Source organism: Thermocatellispora tengchongensis (assembly GCF_014202315.1).
GTDB lineage: Bacteria > Actinomycetota > Actinomycetes > Streptosporangiales > Streptosporangiaceae > Thermocatellispora > Thermocatellispora tengchongensis.
The window spans coordinates 88212-102606 of record NZ_JACHGN010000023.1 but is presented as its reverse complement, the minus strand read 5'-3'; the positions used below and the strand labels follow the sequence as shown (position 1 = coordinate 102606).

Below are 14395 nucleotides of genomic sequence, written 5' to 3'. Positions count from 1 at the left end.
CCGGATGGATCTGGACTATCCACCGCAGGTCGCGGAGTTCCGGGCCGAAGTGAGAGCCGTGCTGGCAGAGGAGTTGCCCGACGGCTGGGCGGGGACGGGTGCCATCGCCACCGCTGAGGAGACCCGGGCATTCGTCCGCGAGTGGCGGCGGACGATGTACCGCCGTGGCCTGCTCGGAGTGGCCTGGCCCCTGGAGTACGGCGGACGCGGGCTGACCATGCTGCACCAGGTGGCGCTGGTGGAGGAGCTCACCCGGGCCGGCCTTCCCTTCGGGGAGCAGCCCGCCGACTCGACGGGCGTGAAGATGCTCGGCAACACGCTGCTGCGGTTCGGCACGGAGGAGCAGAAGCGCGCCATCCTGCCCGCCCTGCTGTCCGGCGAGCAACGCTGGTGCCAGGGCTTCTCGGAGCCCGGCGCGGGTTCCGACCTGGCGTCGGTTACCACACGGGCCCGCCTGGAGGGAGAGGAGTGGGTCGTGGACGGGCAGAAGACCTGGACCTCCGGAGCGCACACGGCCACCGGGATCTTCGCGCTGGTGCGCACCGACCCGGCGGCTCCCAGGCACCGCGGTCTGTCCTTCCTGCTGATCCCGCTGGACCAGCCAGGTGTGGACGTCCGCCCGATCCGGCACGCCACCGGCGGCACGGACTTCTGCGAGGTGTTCTTCGACGCCGCCCGTACGCCGGCCGGCATGATCGTCGGCAGGCCGGGTGACGGCTGGACGGTCGCCTCGGTGCTGCTCACCTTCGAACGCGGCGAGGAGGCCGCGACCAACCCGATCCACTTCCGGGCCGAGCTGGACCGGCTCTTCGAGCTCGCCCGCCGGAAGGGCCGGGACCAGGACCCGGTGATCCGGCAGTGGCTCGCGCGTGCCCGCGCCCGCGTGGAGGTGATGCGGTACCTGGGCTATCGAATCCTGTCGGACGTCATGGCGGGCGGCGAGCTGGGGCACGCCTCCTCGGTCTCAAAGCTGTACTGGAGCGAGTACCACCGCGAGGTCACCGAACTGGCACTGGACATCCAAGGGCTCGACGGTCTGGCCCTGACGGGAAAGGAGGCCACGCGCCCGCTGCGCACGGATGACCCCGGTGCCGACCCGTCCTCGTCGCGGAGCTGGTGGAACGTCTCCCTCAACGCGCGAGCCGGGACGATCTACGCGGGGACCTCGGAGATCCAGCGGAACATCCTGGCCGAACGGGTCCTCGGCCTCCCGCGGGAGCCGCGGCCGGGCAGTTGACCCGGATCTCCCGCCCCGCGAACACCACGACCTGATGGGACCCTCGACAGAGAGGCCACGATGCGGTTCAGGTACGACCCCGAGCACGAGGACCTGCGCGAGAGCGTGCGCGCCTTCCTCACCGACGTCGCCTCCGAGAGCGCGGTACGACGGGACATGGAGTCCGACCGCGGCTGGTCGCCGCGGTCGTGGAGCCGGCTCTGCGCGGAGCTCGAACTGCCCGCACTGGCCGTGCCCGAGAAGTACGGCGGCGCGGGCGGCGGCCTGGTCGAGCTCGGCGTCGTGCTGGGGGAGGCGGGCCGCAGCCTGCTCTGCGCGCCGCTGCTCTCGACCGGCCTCGCCATACAGGCGCTCCTGCTGACGGCGTCCGGTGACGAGGTCGCCGAGCTGGCGGCCGGCCGGCGTACCGGGACGCTGGCGCTTCGCGAGCCGGGGCGCGACTGGGACGCGGTGCCGCGCACCCGCGCGGTGCCCGGCTCGAACGGCTGGCGGATCACCGGCACGAAGAACTGGGTGCTGGACGGGAGCTCCGCGGACCTGTTCGTGGTGAGCGCGAGCACGCCGGCGGGCACCTCGCTGTTCCTCGTCGAGTCCGGCGGCGGCGTCAAGGCCGAGGCGATCGAGACCGTCGATCCCACCCGCCGGGTCGCTCGCGTGATGTTCGACGCCGCCCCCGCCACCCTGGCCGGCGCCGACGGCGCGACCCTGATCCCGTCGATCCTCGACACCGCGGTGATCCTGCTCGCGGCCGAGCAGGTCGGCGTGGCCGAGCGCTGCCTGGAGATGGCCACCGAGTACGCGCGCCGGCGCATTCAGTTCGGCCGTCCCATCGGTTCGTTCCAGGCGGTCAAGCACAAGCTGGCCGATGTCCTGCTGGAGGTCGAGGCGGCCCGGTCGGCCGCGCTCTACGCCGCGTACGCGGCGGACCGGGGTCTGGACGTGGCCGAGGCCGCGGCCATCGCCGGCGCCACCTGCTCGGACGCCGCGTTGCTCGCGGCCGGTGAGAACATCCAGGTGCACGGCGGCATCGGCATGACGTGGGAGCACCCTGCCCACCTCTACCTGAAGCGCGCCACCGTCGGCCGCATGCTGCTGCGGCACCCACACGACCACCTTGAGCGCCTGCTGGAGCCGGCCGGGCTGCCCCGTACGGCGGCCGGAGAGCGGGGGCGGTGATGGCCGCGTTCGAGGACGAACTGGCCCGCCTGGTGAAGCCAGGGGCACGGATCGCGCTCGCGGACGGCGTGGGGACCCCGCGCGTGCTGCACGGCCCGCTGAGCCGCGCCGCGAAGGGCAGGGACGTGCGGCTGGTGCTCGGCTGGATGCCGTTGCCCGCCCCGGATCTGGACCCGGGCGCGTTCGCCGACGTGCGCGTCCTCATGGGAGGACCGGGCACCCGCGCGATGGTGGAAGCGGGCCATGCCCACGCCGTTCCCACCCGGCTGTCGGCCGTGCCCGCGCTCCTGCGCGGGCCGCTCCGGCCGGACCTGGTGGTCGCGACCGTCGTCCGGCGAGCGGACGGCCTGCGTCTGGGCACCGAGGTCGGGTATCTGCGCGGCCTCGTGGACGCCGGGGTGCCGGTGGCCGCGGTCCTCTCCTCCGGCTCGCCGTGTGCGGACGCCGGGCCCGCGTTGCCCGGCGAGATGGTCACCGTCATCGGTGAGACCGGTGACGGGCCGGGCGAGGTGCCCACCCCGGCGCCGACCGCGGCGGACGTGGCCATCGCCCGGCGGGTCGCGCGGCTGGTACCGGAAGGCGGCCGGGTGCAGGTCGGCCCGGGGCGGCTCGCGCAGGCGATGGTCTCGGCCCTGGAGGTGCCGGTCCGGATCGACTCCGGCCTCCTGCCGGACCCCGTTGTCGATCTCGACGAGAAGGGCCTTCTGGTGGGCGAGCCCGTCGCCGCCTACCTGAGCGGCACGCGCCGGCTCTACGAGTGGGCGGACGATCGGCCGATCCTGCGCCCGGTGGAGGTGACCCATGACGCGGCCCGGCTGTCGTCGCCGGACCTTCCGCCGTTGATCGCGCTGAACTCCGCGCTTGAGATCGATGTGGACGGACAGGTGAACGTCGAGGGCATCGGCTCCGCGGCAGTGGGCATGATCGGAGGCCACCCGGACTTCGCCGCCGCCGGGGTGCGGGGCCGCGGCCTGTCGGTGATCGCCATCGCCTCGGCGTACGACGGCTACTCCACGCTGGTGAGCCGCCTGTCGCGTCCGGTGACAACGGGGTCTCACGACGTGGACGTCGTCGTCACGGACCGGGGGATCGCGGACCTGCGTGGGCTCGACCGGCCCGAACGGAGGCGGGCGCTGCTGGGCCTCTGGGACGGCGAGATCGCCGAGCGATGATCGTCTTTTCGAGCCTGATTCTCCGGACGGCGCAGCCGTGATCTGTGAGCGAGGAGTGTCCAGATGATCGAGATGGAGCCGGTGGGCGACGACGTTCGTCTGCTCAAGCAGGCCTTCGGGTGCTTCCCGTCCGGGGTGGCCGCGATCTGCGCCCTGGTCGAGGGGGAACCGGTCGGGATGGTGGCCAGCTCGTTCACCTCGGTCTCGATAAGGCCGCCGCTTGTGTCCGTGTGCATGCAGGACACCTCGGCGACCTGGCCGCGGCTGCGCGGCCGGGCGAGGATCGGGGTGAGCGTCCTGGCGGAGGACCACGAGGAGACCTGCCTGCGGCTCGCGCGCAAGGAGGGTGATCGATTCGGGGGAGTGCGCTGGGAGGCGGGACGGGAGGGAGAGGTCTTCCTCCCCGGCGCCAGCGCCTGGCTGGACTGCTCCCTGTACGCCGAGCATCCCGCGGGCGACCACTCGATCGTGCTGCTTGAGATCCACCGCCTGGGCTCGGAGCCCGGCACGCCGCCGCTGGTCTTCCACGGCAGCCGGTTCCGGCGCCTCATGGCGGTGTGACCACGTGTGACCCGCCTGATCACACCGAGGCGATGAGACCGCCGTCCACCCGGATGATGACCCGTCGCCGGCCCCGCTTGCGCATGCCGGGCAGCAGGGCGCCGGCGATGGCCCCGCCCAGGCCGCCACCCGCGCCGAACACCGGCGCCACCTTGTCCCGCAGGTTCAGATCCATGAGTTCGCTCCCGTGGAACCGCTCGATTCCGGCACGCCATGCCTCATATCTCGGCCCTCACCGAGTTCTTCAGGTGCCCGATGCCGGGAATGACCGCCTCGGCGATGTCGCCGTCGGCGACCACGATCGCGCCGGGAGTCCCGGTCGAGATGATGTCGCCGGGGAAGAGCGGCATCATCTGACTGTGAAAGCCGACCAGTGACGCGGGCCGGTGCATCATGTGGGCCACGATGTTCGAGCGGCGCCGATGCCCGTTGACGACCGTCGTCACCTCGATCTCCTCCAGCGACCCGAACCGCTCGCGCACCTCCGACATCGGCACCAGCTCCGGCCCGAAACAGAAGAAGGTCGGAAAGTTCTTGGCCCGCGTCAGGTAACGGGGGTTGAGCTGCAGGATGTCCTCGGCGGTCTGGTCCAGTACCGTGGTGACGCCCCAGACATAGTCGAGAGCCTCCTCCTCCGGCACGTCGCGGCAGTACCGGCCGATGACGATCCCCAGCTCGGCCTCGACGGTCGTACGCGTGCTCTGGCGGGGGATCACGATCGGCTCGTCAGGTCCGACGATCGTGTGGTCGCCCTTCATGAACGAGGCCGGCTGGTCCGGTGCGCTCTCGCTCAGGTCCGCGGCGTGCTCCCGGTAGTTCAGGCCGATGCCCCATATCTTGCGCGGGCGGCGGTACGGCGCGGTGAAGACGACCTCACCCGGGGGCACGAAGACGCCGTCGGGGGCCTGCCGCGCGAGCGCCACCACCTCCTGCCACGCCTGCGGCTCCAGGAACGCCATGGCGTCGGCCGGGAGACCCGGCTTCAGATCGTCGATCGCGACGACACCTCGGTCGCCGGCCAGGGCGGGAAGTGCCCGCCCGTCCCGCAGGATGCTCGCCAGCCGCATGTACGTCCTTCCCGAGGGCCATCGCCGTGTCCGTATCTCGTATCTCGACATCGACCATATCTCGCCCATCTGCGCGGAACAACGGTCACGGCTGGCGGAAGCCTGCCCGTGACTCGTGCCAATAACCTCACTGAACAGGGCCTTTGTATCGTGGACGAGTCGCGAGACTAGCGACATATACCGTATATCAACTGGGCTAGTTCCGATGTGGACGGCCACGCCACACCTCCAGCGTCCAGTACCTGAGATATGATCCCGGTGTGAATGCCTCGCCGCTTCCGTTCATCGACCGGCCGGAGAACCTGACCGATCGGGTGCTGCGCGCCATCCGCGACAGCATCGTGGACCGGACGCTGAGCCCGGGCAGCCGCGTGAGCGAGGCACAGGTGGCCGCCATGCTCAACGTCAGCAAGACTCCGGTTCGCGAGGCGCTGCTGCGCCTCAAGCACGTCGGCCTCGTCGAGCCGTGCGAGCGCGGCCTTCAGGTCGTCCGGCCCTCCGTCGGAGCCATCCGTGACGCGTACGAGTTCCGCGCCGGACTGGAACGCACCTCAAGCTGGTACGCCGCCAACCGCGCCGACTCGCGGGAGCGCGAGCGGCTCGTCCACCTGGCGCGCCAGTCCCTGAAGGCGGCTGAGGCCCATGAGGCGGCGGCGTTCCGGCGGCACGACCGGGACTTCCACCACACCATCGCCGCGGCGAGCCGCAACGCGGTTCTCGCCCAGTCGATCGACGACGCGCTCGTACTGACGTCGGTCCTGCGAGAGCGCGACGTCCCCGCATCGCAGGACTCGGTCAGTTGCGCGCACGAGCACGTCTCCATCGCGCAGGCCGTGCTCGCCGGGCAGGCCGAGCGCGCCGCCCAGTTGATGTCCGACCACGTGCTGCACGTGATGTCGATCGTGCTGGCGGCACACACCAACGCGGAGCCAGAGACGTCGGCCTGACGAGTTCGGCTCGGGGGGCCGGGCTATCCGTCCTGCTTCTCGATGCCCGGGGCGGCGTCGAGCATCGCCGGCCCTGCCGCCGGAACCGGCCGCGCCGTGGCGATCGTCTCCGAGATGGTCTCCAAGGAGCGGTTGCGGGTGCGCTCGCCCAAGAGGCCGATGACGGCCGCGGCCGCGAACGCCGCCACTCCGAGGCACAGGAAGACCGTCTCGCTGCCGAGGCTCGCCAGAGCCCAGGCGATGACGAACGTGCTGGCGAACGTCGCGACGCGACCGGCGCCGTTCCCGATACCGGCGCCAAGGGCGCGAAGGCGGGTCGGGAAGACCTCCGGGAGATAGGTGTAGGTGCAGGCGTTCCCGGCGTAGATCACGAGGATGAGCAGGATCCCGCTCACGAGCAGGACCGTGTAGTCGGTGGCGAAGGCGAACGTCAACAGCAGCAGACCGAACGCGACATTGATCAGCAACAGCGAGGTCCGGCGTTCGATCCTGTCGATGAACAGGGTCGCGAGGAGTGCGCCCGGGCAGGCCGCGATGGCGATCGTCGAGGTGAACGACAGGCTTTGGGCCGTGCTGAAACCGTTCTCGACGAGCAACGTCGGCAGCCAGGCGTTGAAGCCGTAGCCGGCCGACGTCACGATGATCATGTACGTGGACAGGACCGAGATGCGCTTGAGGAGCGGCTGACGGAGGAGTTCGCGAGGAGAGCCGCTCACGAGGGCCGGCCGGGGCTCGACCGGCGGCAGCTCCGTGCCGGTGCGACGTCGTGCGTCCTCCTCGATCCGGGTGACGAGCGCTTCGGCGTCGGCACTGGGCCGGTTGGCCGCCGTCCAGCGCACCGACTCGGGAAGGACCCGCAGGGCGATGACCGCGACCACGATGCCCGCGGCCCCGAGCACGAAGACCCACTTCCAGCCGGACGGATCGCGCGGGACGACGAAGCGCGCGAAGACCGCCATCGCCGGGATCCCGAGGAGGCCGCAGGCGAGGACGAGCGCTTGGATCCGTCCACGGAACTGCTTGGGGTACATCTCGGAGATGTAGGTGAGGAGGACGACGGTCATGGCCTGCAGCCCGAATCCCACCAAAACCCGATAAATCGACAGATCGACGATGCCGACGGCGAACGCCGAGGCCAGAGAGAACGCCGAGTAGATCGCGACGGCCCCCGCGATGACCCGCTTTCGGCCCATCCGGTCCGCGATCCTGCCCCCGACGATGGAGCCGGCGAACATGCCGAGGAAGGAGGCGGAGGTGATGAATCCGACGTCGCCCAACGTCAGATTCCAGTGGTCACGGATCGCCGGGGCGACCAGGGCGAAGCTGTTGAGGTCGGCCATGTCGAAGAAGAGCAGAGCGGCGAGCACGCCCAGCCAGACGCGATGCTGCCGCGTCAGAACGGGAACGCGATCCATCCGGTCGCTGAGACCGGTGCCGCCGGAGTGGATGCGGGCAGGTTGGGACATCGTGTTCTCCGCGGTGCTTGCTGGTGGAGGGCAGGGCGACCGTCTCGGCCCGCCGGGCGAGCGATCAGGCGACCCCGCAGATCGAGGGCTAGCCGGACGCGGCGAGGTCCGTCCATTCCGTCCGGGAGAACCGTTCGATCGCTTCCGGATCGGGGTCGAACCCCGAGCCCGGGAGGTCGGAGACGGTGAGGTATCCATCCCGGACGTCGAACTTCTGCCGGACCAGTCCGTCGAACCAGGGCACGTACTCCCACCACACCTCCCGCTGGTCGAGGGCGGCCGCCAGTTGTGCCGAGACATGCGGATAGATGTGCGGCAGGAATACCGAGGAACCGCTCGCCGCGAGATCCGCCAGGCGCATCCACTGCCGGAAGCCGCCCACCCGCTCAAGCTCACCGACGAGATAGGGCACGCCCGCGTCCACGAGCGCGCGGAAGTCGTCCGCGCGGTACAGGCTTTCCCCGGTCGCGATCGGAACGGGCGATCTGGCGGCCAGGCGCCGATAACCGGCCACGTCGCGATGGTCGAGCGGGTCCTCCAGCCACGCCGGCTCGAACTCCGCGAAGCGCTCGGCGGCCCGCAGGGCGGTGCGGTAATCCCATCGCTGCAGCGCGTCCGCCATCAACGTCGCATCCGGCGGCAGAGCCTCCTTCACGAGCCGTACTCGCTCGACGTCCTCCGCGAGGTCCGGTTTCCCGACGATCATCTTCACTGCTTTGACGCCGCTCGCGTAGATGGCCTTCGCCTCCGCGACGAGGTCGTCTTCCGGGGTTTCCAGCATCAAGCCGGTCTGATAGGCCCGAATCCGATCCGACGTCTTACCGAAGGCCGTCGCCAGGCTGATGCCCTGGCGCCTGCATCGAAGATCCTCGGCGGCCATCTCAAGGCCGGAGACGGCGAACGCCGCGATCCCTTCTGATCCGACGAAACCGAGCTGCCGGCGGAGGAACGATTGCCGGGCGGCGCCTTCCTGCGGGCGCTTCCCGCGTACGTACGGGGCGAGATACCGCAGCCCGCATTCGAACAGGCTCAGTTGCCGCTCCTGCTGCGCCCAGAGCATCGAGCAGCCGGTGGCGCCGTCCTCGTCGGTGAGGCGTACGAGCAGCACGTTCAGGTTCGCGGGAACGCGCTGGCCATTCGGTAGCCGGATGTCCTTCAGACCGGTGGGGAGCGCCACCCGGCGGCCGTCGACACGGGTGATCTCCGAGCCCTGATCCGTCACTGCACATCAACCCCACTCGAACCAGCCTGACATTTCCTGTGATGACAGGACGAGAGGAACCACGAATCGACTAGGACCGGCTGCTCAAGGTCTCCGCGAGATGGAAAGTGAGCGACTCGATGACGGTGGGCCAGCCTCGCAGCGTCTCCGGAAGAGACGGAACCGCGTTTCGCCGGTCGCCGAGCACGATCAGTTCATCGACGCCCTCGGGGCCGGCGATGATCGGTCCCATGTGCGCCCCCGGGCGCTGGACGCGCATGTCACCGGCCACGTGATCGACTCCGCCGATCGTGCAGCTCCCACGCACGACCAGGTGAAACACTTCGGTGCCGGCGGTGAGCCCGCCGGAAGCGCAGCCGCCGGCGGAGGTCGTGGAAACAATGATGACCGGGCCACATTCCGGGTCCCCCATCAACGCCCCCACGGTGCGCGTCGTCTCATCCACCCGGGGCCATTCATCCGATTCGGCGTACGACCCGTTCAAGAACGGTTTCCGGAACACGCCCAGAGTGGTGGCGAGGGCCGACGGACCGGCCGTATCGGCCGGGTCGTCGGAGGTGAGATCGCCTTTGACGCCCAGCCAGTCGGCGAGTTTCGCGTCCCCAGCCGAATGAGACGGCGCGTCCGGGCTGACATGGCGGACCCGCATACCGCGCCGGTCGGCGAAGCACAACACGGTCCAGCCGCCTTCGGGGCCGTGGGCGTAATTGTCGCTCGGGTACGGCTTCCAGCCTCGCTGAAAGCGAAACTCCCCTTCACCGTAGGACTCCGGCCCCATCGGAAGGACTCCGCGCAGGGAAAGCCGGAAATTGTCACTGGCGTGACCATGCGCCGGGGCGTCCGGGGGCGTGAAACCGGGCTGCACGGCCAGGAACAGGAGCACCGGTCCACGTACGGCGTCACCCAGCAGAAGAGCGGTCGAATCGAACGGAGTATCGGCCGTCCGAGCGGAGCTCCGCAGGTCCTCGGGCACGGTCCAGCGGTCGGTCGCCCTGAAACTCAGGCCGACATGGTCCCCGTTCTCGATTACCTCACCGAAAGTCTGAAGCATGAGGATGCCTCCCGGCACACGCTGGCGAGACGACTGGCGCCACCATCGTCCCCGCGCGCACAGCCCGCCCACCAGGCCGAAAGCGGGCACAAGAACTACCACCATTCCGGCGGCTTTCGACCGGGAACAGCGATGGTCCGGCCCCGGACTCCCGCCCCCGTGCGGCGCGAACGCCGGCCGGCCGCCAAGCGGACCAGTGGTTGCGCGGGTGCCCTGCTCGTCCTCGCCGGAGTCGGCGCCGTGCCGGCCGAGACGCTGCGGCAGGCGCCCGGGGTAGAAGTCGCCGGCCTCGGTCGTGATCGCTCCGTTGGGGGGAGCGCGGTGGCGGGCAGGCCGCCGTGGTTTCACCGGAGAGTGCTGCCGACGGGTTCGGCGTTGCGCGGCGGGTTACGGCGATGTCGGGCGGGGCGGTCAGAGCGGGGGCTGTCTTTCCTGCTGCGTGTCCGAGGATTCGACAGGTCCTGACTCGGCGGTCGGCGTGCGGATCGGGTTAAGCTCCGGCGACGGAGCGTTGTCGAGCACCGCGTTCACCTGCGGGGTGGCGGGAGGAGGGGGCGGGGGTGCGCCGGCTCACCGGAGTACGTACGGCGGGGCTGGTCGCCGGAGGGCTGGCCGCCTTCTCGGTGACCATCGTGGTGGCGGCGGCCGTGAGCCGGTTCGTGTTGCCCGTCGATACCCCGGTGCGGCCGTCGGTGCTCACCGGCGACGATGTGGTGGGCATCGTCTACCCGGTGCTCGGCGCGTTGCTGGTCGTCCGGCGGCCGAGGGTGCTCGTCGGATGGCTGATGGTCGCGGGCGGCCTGACGATCGCCCTGCTCGGGCCGTCCCAGGCGGCGTACGAGTGGTTCGCCTACACCGGCGACCTCCACGCGCAGTACTACCCCATGGCCGTCAACGCGGGGTTCGGCGCGCTCGGCGTACTGGCGGTGGATCAACTGCTGCCGCTGCTCTACCCGGACGGACGGCTGCCGTCGCGGCGGTGGCGGCCCGTCGCCGTCGTCGTGTCGGTCGTGATGGTGGTCCAGGCGGTGGCGTTCATCTGCCGCGTCGCCCCTGCCGGCTCGCCGCGGGGGCCCAACCCGCTGGAAGTGGCCTGGATCGACCCGGTGAACGACTGGCTGGCCGTGATCCCGTTCAACTTCGTCTACCCGCTCGAAGCCGTCTGCCTGCTGTCGCTGGTGGCGAGGTTCTGGGCGGCCGACACCGTGCGGCGGCGGCAGATCGGCTGGCTGCTGTACGCCACGGCCGCCAACCTGATCGTCGAGTTCTGGGCGCCCTTCTCGCCGCTGGCGATGGTGACGACGGCCGCCATACCGGTCGCCATCGCGGTGGCGGTCATGCGCTATCGCCTGTACGGCATCGACACGCTGGTCAGCAGGACCCTGGTGGCCACGGTCGTGGTCGGCTCGGTCGGCGCCGTCTATCTCGGCGTCGGCGCGGTGTGCGGGCTGTTCTTCTCCGAGTACGGCCAGGTGCAGGGGCTGGCGGCGGCGCTGTTCGCCGGGGCGTTCTTCCAGCCGCTCCGCCGCCGGTTGCAGCGGCTGCTCGACCGCGCCTTCTACGGCCCCATCGGAGACCCCGAGGCGTTGAAGCGGCGACTCACCCGCGAGGTGTACTCCGCCGATCCGGCCACCGCGCTCGCGTCGCTGGTCTCCGCGGTGCGCGAGGGCCTGGTCGTCACGGGCGCGGCCATCGAGGTGCGCGACGGGCGGCCGGGCTACCTGGAGAGCGGCCACATCGACGTCGCCACCGCACGCGTGGTCCCGTTGGTGTGGCACGGTGAGGACGTCGGCCGGTTGCTGATCGGCGCGCCCGGGCCGCGCCGCTTCCCGGCCGCCCACAGCGAGCGCGTGATCAACGCGCTGACGCCGTACGCCGCCGACTTCGCCCACGCCGTACGGCTCACCGCGGAACTCCAGCGCTCCCGCGAGCGGATCATCGGCGCCCGCGAGGAGGAGCGCCGCAAGCTCCGCCGCGACCTGCACGACGGTCTCGGCCAGTCGCTCGCCGCGATGAGCATGACGCTCACCATCGCGCGGCACACGTTGCGGACGTCGCCGGAACAGGCCGACCACCTCCTGAGTGACCTGCGCGAGGGCATGAACGGGGTGACCGGCGAGATCCGCGAGCTGGTCTACGGCCTGCGTCCGCCGGTGCTGGACGACCTGGGTTTGGAGGGGGCCGTGCGGGCGCTGGCCACGGAGGCGATGGGCGGGCCGGGCGGGGCCGGGGGAGCGGCTCCGCGTATCACGGTGTCGGTGAGCGGAGACCTGTCGAGCCTCCCCGCGGCGGTCGAGGTGGCGGTCTACCGGATCGTGCAGGAGGCGCTGACCAACGTGCTCCGGCACGCGAACGCCACGACCGTGTCCGTGACGCTCGACGCCGGCTCGGCGCTGTCCTTGCGAGTACGCGACGACGGCGTGGGGCTGCCGGAATCCCGGCGTGGCGGTGTGGGCACGTCCTCGATGCGGGAACGCGCCGCGGAGCTGGGCGGCTCCTGCCTGATCTCCTCGCCCCCGGACGGCGGCACCCTCATCGAGGTCTCCCTTCCCCTCGACACCGCCGTACCGGCCCCCGCCGACACGCCGGCAGCGAGCTGAGATCCGCGCCCACGCCCTCAAGGCCGGATAGCGGCCTGGCCCGGAACGATGATCTTAGACTGTGCCGCATGACTCGTACGACGCCCGCGCCGCCGGTGGACGTCACCGCGGTGTTCCCGTGGATGACCGGTTACGCGCGGACCGCCGTGCGGCTGCACCCGCGTCCGGGCGCGCCCGGCGTCCACGACAGCCACATCGGGGGGCCGCTGTTGTGGCCGGAGGACGAGGTCTGGCCCACATGCGCCCGCCCCCTCGGCCGAGGGCGGGGCCCGCAGGACCCTCCGATCCCGATGGCGGGGGTCGCGCAGTTCTTCGCGCGGGACATCCCCGAGATCCCGTTCCCGGACGGCCGTGATCTGCTCCAGGTGCTCTGGTGTCCCGCCGTGCACGTGCAAGACGACATCTGGGGCCCGGCGATCCGGCTCATCTGGCGGCGGACGGCGGAGATCCCGGAGCCTTCCGGGCGCGGTCCTGCGGTCGCCGCGGATTCATGGGCGGCGCTTCCGGTCGAGGAGGACTATCTGCCCCGTCCCTGCGTCCTGCATCCGGAACGCGTCACCGAATACCCCTTCCACCAGGAGCTGCCCAGGGACCACATGCGGGCGCTGCGCCGATGGCGCGATGAGACCGGGGCCCGCTACCAGTACCTGCTGTCCATCGCGCCGGGCTGCAAGATCGGCGGCTGGGAGACCTGGCACAGCACCGACATGTACGAACTGCCGTGCGAGGTCTGCGGGACGGAGACCGAGCCGCTCCTGCAACTGGACAGCACGGAGTGGGACGGTGGCACCGGGCCGAGATGGCGGCCCCTGGAGGACCGCCATCTCGCGCACGGCTCGCCCGCCTACCGCGACGCCTGTGAGCCCACCTCGCTCACGCTCGGCCGCTGCGGATCACTCACCGTCTTCGTGTGCCCGGCGGACGCCGAGCACGGCATCCGCCTGAGCATTCAGTGATCTGCGGCCGTCCGTGGCCGATCGTCGTACGCGGCGCCGCCGGCGCGCTTCGGCGGACGGGCGCACGCTCACCGCCCCAGGTCCTGGGCCGGCACCGACGTGCCCCGCTCCATCAGCAGTTCGTGCAGGTCGGCGCTGCATCGGGCGACCTCTTCCAGATGGGCGTTGCGGCCCAGGGGCCGCGGGCGCGGGATGCGGATGTTGATCACCTCTCTGATACGTCCGGGACGCGGTGTGAGGACCACCACCCGGTCGGCCAGGAGCACCGCCTCGTCGATGGAGTGGGTGACGAAGACGATGGTCAACCCGTTGTCCATGTGCACGCGCTGCAACTCCACCGACAGCTCCTCGCGAGTGATCGCGTCGAGCGCGGAGAACGGCTCGTCCATCAGCATCACCCGGGGGTCGCCGATCAGCGAGCGGCACAGGGAGACCCGCTGCTGCATGCCGCCGGACAGCTCGTGCGGCAGGCGCGTCTCGAAGCCGGCCAGCCCGGCCATCTCCAGCAGTCGCAGGGCGCGCTCGCGATGCGCCGCCCGGCGCCAGCCGAAGATCTCCACCGGAAGCAGCACATTGTCGATCACGGATCGCCAGGGCAGCAGCGCCGGCCGCTGGAAGAGCATCGCGATGTCACGCCGCGCCTTGGTGACCCGCTCGCCGGCGACCGTGATCTCGCCTTCGGACGGCGGCAGCAGACCGGCGATGAGCCGCAGAAGGGTGGATTTGCCGCATCCTGATCGGCCGACCAGAGCGACGAACTCGCCCTCGGCCACGGTCAGGCTGAGACCGCGCAGCGCCTCCACCAGCCCGGTTCGTCCGCGGAAACTACGGGAAACCCCAGTCAGCTCGATCATGCGCACGGTTCTCCATTTGACTGTGGGTTTTACCCCGGCCGCAGCAGAGTATATGGATTGGCAAGAAATGGGAGTGCTGTGGGATA

At 70.6% G+C, this 14395-nt stretch carries 13 protein-coding genes; 7 read left to right on the top strand and 6 right to left on the bottom strand.

What is annotated here, in order from left to right; all coding sequences use genetic code 11:
* Nucleotides 1-4: 4 nt before the first annotated feature.
* The 4 genes from HNP84_RS40100 (at nt 5) to HNP84_RS40085 (ending at nt 4146) form a co-directional block, all read left to right on the top strand.
* Nucleotides 5-1237 (top strand): acyl-CoA dehydrogenase family protein, encoded by a 1233-nt coding sequence (locus HNP84_RS40100; RefSeq protein ID WP_185055291.1) that lies wholly within the window; start codon nt 5-7, stop codon nt 1235-1237.
* A gap of 60 nt (nt 1238-1297) precedes the next feature.
* The gene (locus tag HNP84_RS40095) at nt 1298-2413 is read left to right on the top strand and encodes an acyl-CoA dehydrogenase family protein (protein ID WP_185055290.1); all 1116 of its coding nucleotides are present in this window, start codon (nt 1298-1300) and stop codon (nt 2411-2413) included.
* Entirely contained in the window at nt 2413-3585 is a 1173-nt protein-coding gene (locus HNP84_RS40090) for an acetyl-CoA hydrolase/transferase C-terminal domain-containing protein (protein ID WP_185055289.1), read from the top strand. The genes HNP84_RS40095 and HNP84_RS40090 overlap by 1 nt, the downstream gene beginning before the upstream one ends.
* Nucleotides 3586-3648: 63 nt before the next feature.
* Nucleotides 3649-4146, top strand: a complete 498-nt coding sequence (locus HNP84_RS40085) for a flavin reductase family protein (RefSeq protein WP_185055288.1) — start codon at nt 3649-3651, stop codon at nt 4144-4146.
* Nucleotides 4147-4165: 19 nt separating this feature from the next.
* On the opposite strand, the gene HNP84_RS52135 is transcribed toward HNP84_RS40085, so the two are convergent.
* Both HNP84_RS52135 and HNP84_RS40075 read right to left on the bottom strand, forming a co-directional pair.
* Nucleotides 4166-4321 (bottom strand): hypothetical protein, encoded by a 156-nt coding sequence (locus tag HNP84_RS52135; protein ID WP_221337354.1) that lies wholly within the window; start codon nt 4319-4321, stop codon nt 4166-4168.
* A 43-nt stretch (nt 4322-4364) separates the two neighbouring features.
* Nucleotides 4365-5213: a fumarylacetoacetate hydrolase family protein gene (locus HNP84_RS40075; RefSeq protein ID WP_185055287.1), complete on the bottom strand. Its 849-nt coding sequence runs from the start codon at nt 5211-5213 to the stop codon at nt 4365-4367.
* Between the two features lie 260 nt (nt 5214-5473).
* Here HNP84_RS40075 and HNP84_RS40070 point away from each other — a divergent pair, with 260 nt between their 5' ends.
* Entirely contained in the window at nt 5474-6160 is a 687-nt protein-coding gene (locus HNP84_RS40070; RefSeq protein WP_185055286.1) for a GntR family transcriptional regulator, read from the top strand.
* A gap of 23 nt (nt 6161-6183) precedes the next feature.
* Here the strand turns inward: HNP84_RS40070 and HNP84_RS40065 are convergent, their stop codons facing one another.
* The 3 genes from HNP84_RS40065 to HNP84_RS40055 form a co-directional block, all read right to left on the bottom strand.
* Nucleotides 6184-7575, bottom strand: a complete 1392-nt coding sequence (locus tag HNP84_RS40065; RefSeq protein ID WP_185055285.1) for an MFS transporter — start codon at nt 7573-7575, stop codon at nt 6184-6186.
* Nucleotides 7576-7714: 139 nt separating this feature from the next.
* The gene (locus tag HNP84_RS40060; protein WP_185055284.1) at nt 7715-8848 is read right to left on the bottom strand and encodes a mandelate racemase/muconate lactonizing enzyme family protein; all 1134 of its coding nucleotides are present in this window, start codon (nt 8846-8848) and stop codon (nt 7715-7717) included.
* A 70-nt stretch (nt 8849-8918) separates the two neighbouring features.
* Nucleotides 8919-9899: a hypothetical protein gene (locus HNP84_RS40055; protein ID WP_185055283.1), complete on the bottom strand. Its 981-nt coding sequence runs from the start codon at nt 9897-9899 to the stop codon at nt 8919-8921.
* 560 nt (nt 9900-10459) lie between these two features.
* Between HNP84_RS40055 and HNP84_RS40050 the strand changes: the two genes are divergently transcribed.
* Together HNP84_RS40050 and HNP84_RS40045 are read left to right on the top strand one after the other, a co-directional pair.
* Nucleotides 10460-12499 carry a sensor histidine kinase gene (locus HNP84_RS40050; protein ID WP_185055282.1) on the top strand — a complete coding sequence of 680 codons (2040 nt, stop codon included), beginning with the start codon at nt 10460-10462 and terminating at the stop codon, nt 12497-12499.
* A 68-nt stretch (nt 12500-12567) separates the two neighbouring features.
* Complete coding sequence (locus HNP84_RS40045) at nt 12568-13455, top strand: YwqG family protein (protein ID WP_185055281.1); 888 nt, start codon at nt 12568-12570, stop codon at nt 13453-13455.
* Nucleotides 13456-13523: 68 nt separating this feature from the next.
* On the opposite strand, the gene HNP84_RS40040 is transcribed toward HNP84_RS40045, so the two are convergent.
* Nucleotides 13524-14309, bottom strand: coding sequence for an ABC transporter ATP-binding protein (locus tag HNP84_RS40040; RefSeq protein ID WP_185055280.1), 786 nt, complete (start codon nt 14307-14309; stop codon nt 13524-13526).
* Nucleotides 14310-14395 lie beyond the last annotated feature (86 nt).

Excerpts from the sequence above, each read along its gene's own strand:
- HNP84_RS40100 (WP_185055291.1), top strand. The coding sequence starts at position 5 with ATGGATCTGGACTATCCACCGCAGGTCGCGGAGTTCCGGGCCGAAGTG.
- HNP84_RS40095 (WP_185055290.1), top strand. The coding sequence starts at position 1,298 with ATGCGGTTCAGGTACGACCCCGAGCACGAGGACCTGCGCGAGAGCGTG.
- HNP84_RS40090 (WP_185055289.1), top strand. The coding sequence starts at position 2,413 with ATGGCCGCGTTCGAGGACGAACTGGCCCGCCTGGTGAAGCCAGGGGCA.
- HNP84_RS40085 (WP_185055288.1), top strand. The coding sequence starts at position 3,649 with ATGATCGAGATGGAGCCGGTGGGCGACGACGTTCGTCTGCTCAAGCAG.
- HNP84_RS52135 (WP_221337354.1), bottom strand. The coding sequence starts at position 4,321 with ATGGATCTGAACCTGCGGGACAAGGTGGCGCCGGTGTTCGGCGCGGGT.
- HNP84_RS40075 (WP_185055287.1), bottom strand. The coding sequence starts at position 5,213 with ATGCGGCTGGCGAGCATCCTGCGGGACGGGCGGGCACTTCCCGCCCTG.
- HNP84_RS40065 (WP_185055285.1), bottom strand. The coding sequence starts at position 7,575 with ATGGATCGCGTTCCCGTTCTGACGCGGCAGCATCGCGTCTGGCTGGGC.
- HNP84_RS40055 (WP_185055283.1), bottom strand. The coding sequence starts at position 9,899 with ATGCTTCAGACTTTCGGTGAGGTAATCGAGAACGGGGACCATGTCGGC.
- HNP84_RS40045 (WP_185055281.1), top strand. The coding sequence starts at position 12,568 with ATGACTCGTACGACGCCCGCGCCGCCGGTGGACGTCACCGCGGTGTTC.
- HNP84_RS40040 (WP_185055280.1), bottom strand. The coding sequence starts at position 14,309 with ATGATCGAGCTGACTGGGGTTTCCCGTAGTTTCCGCGGACGAACCGGG.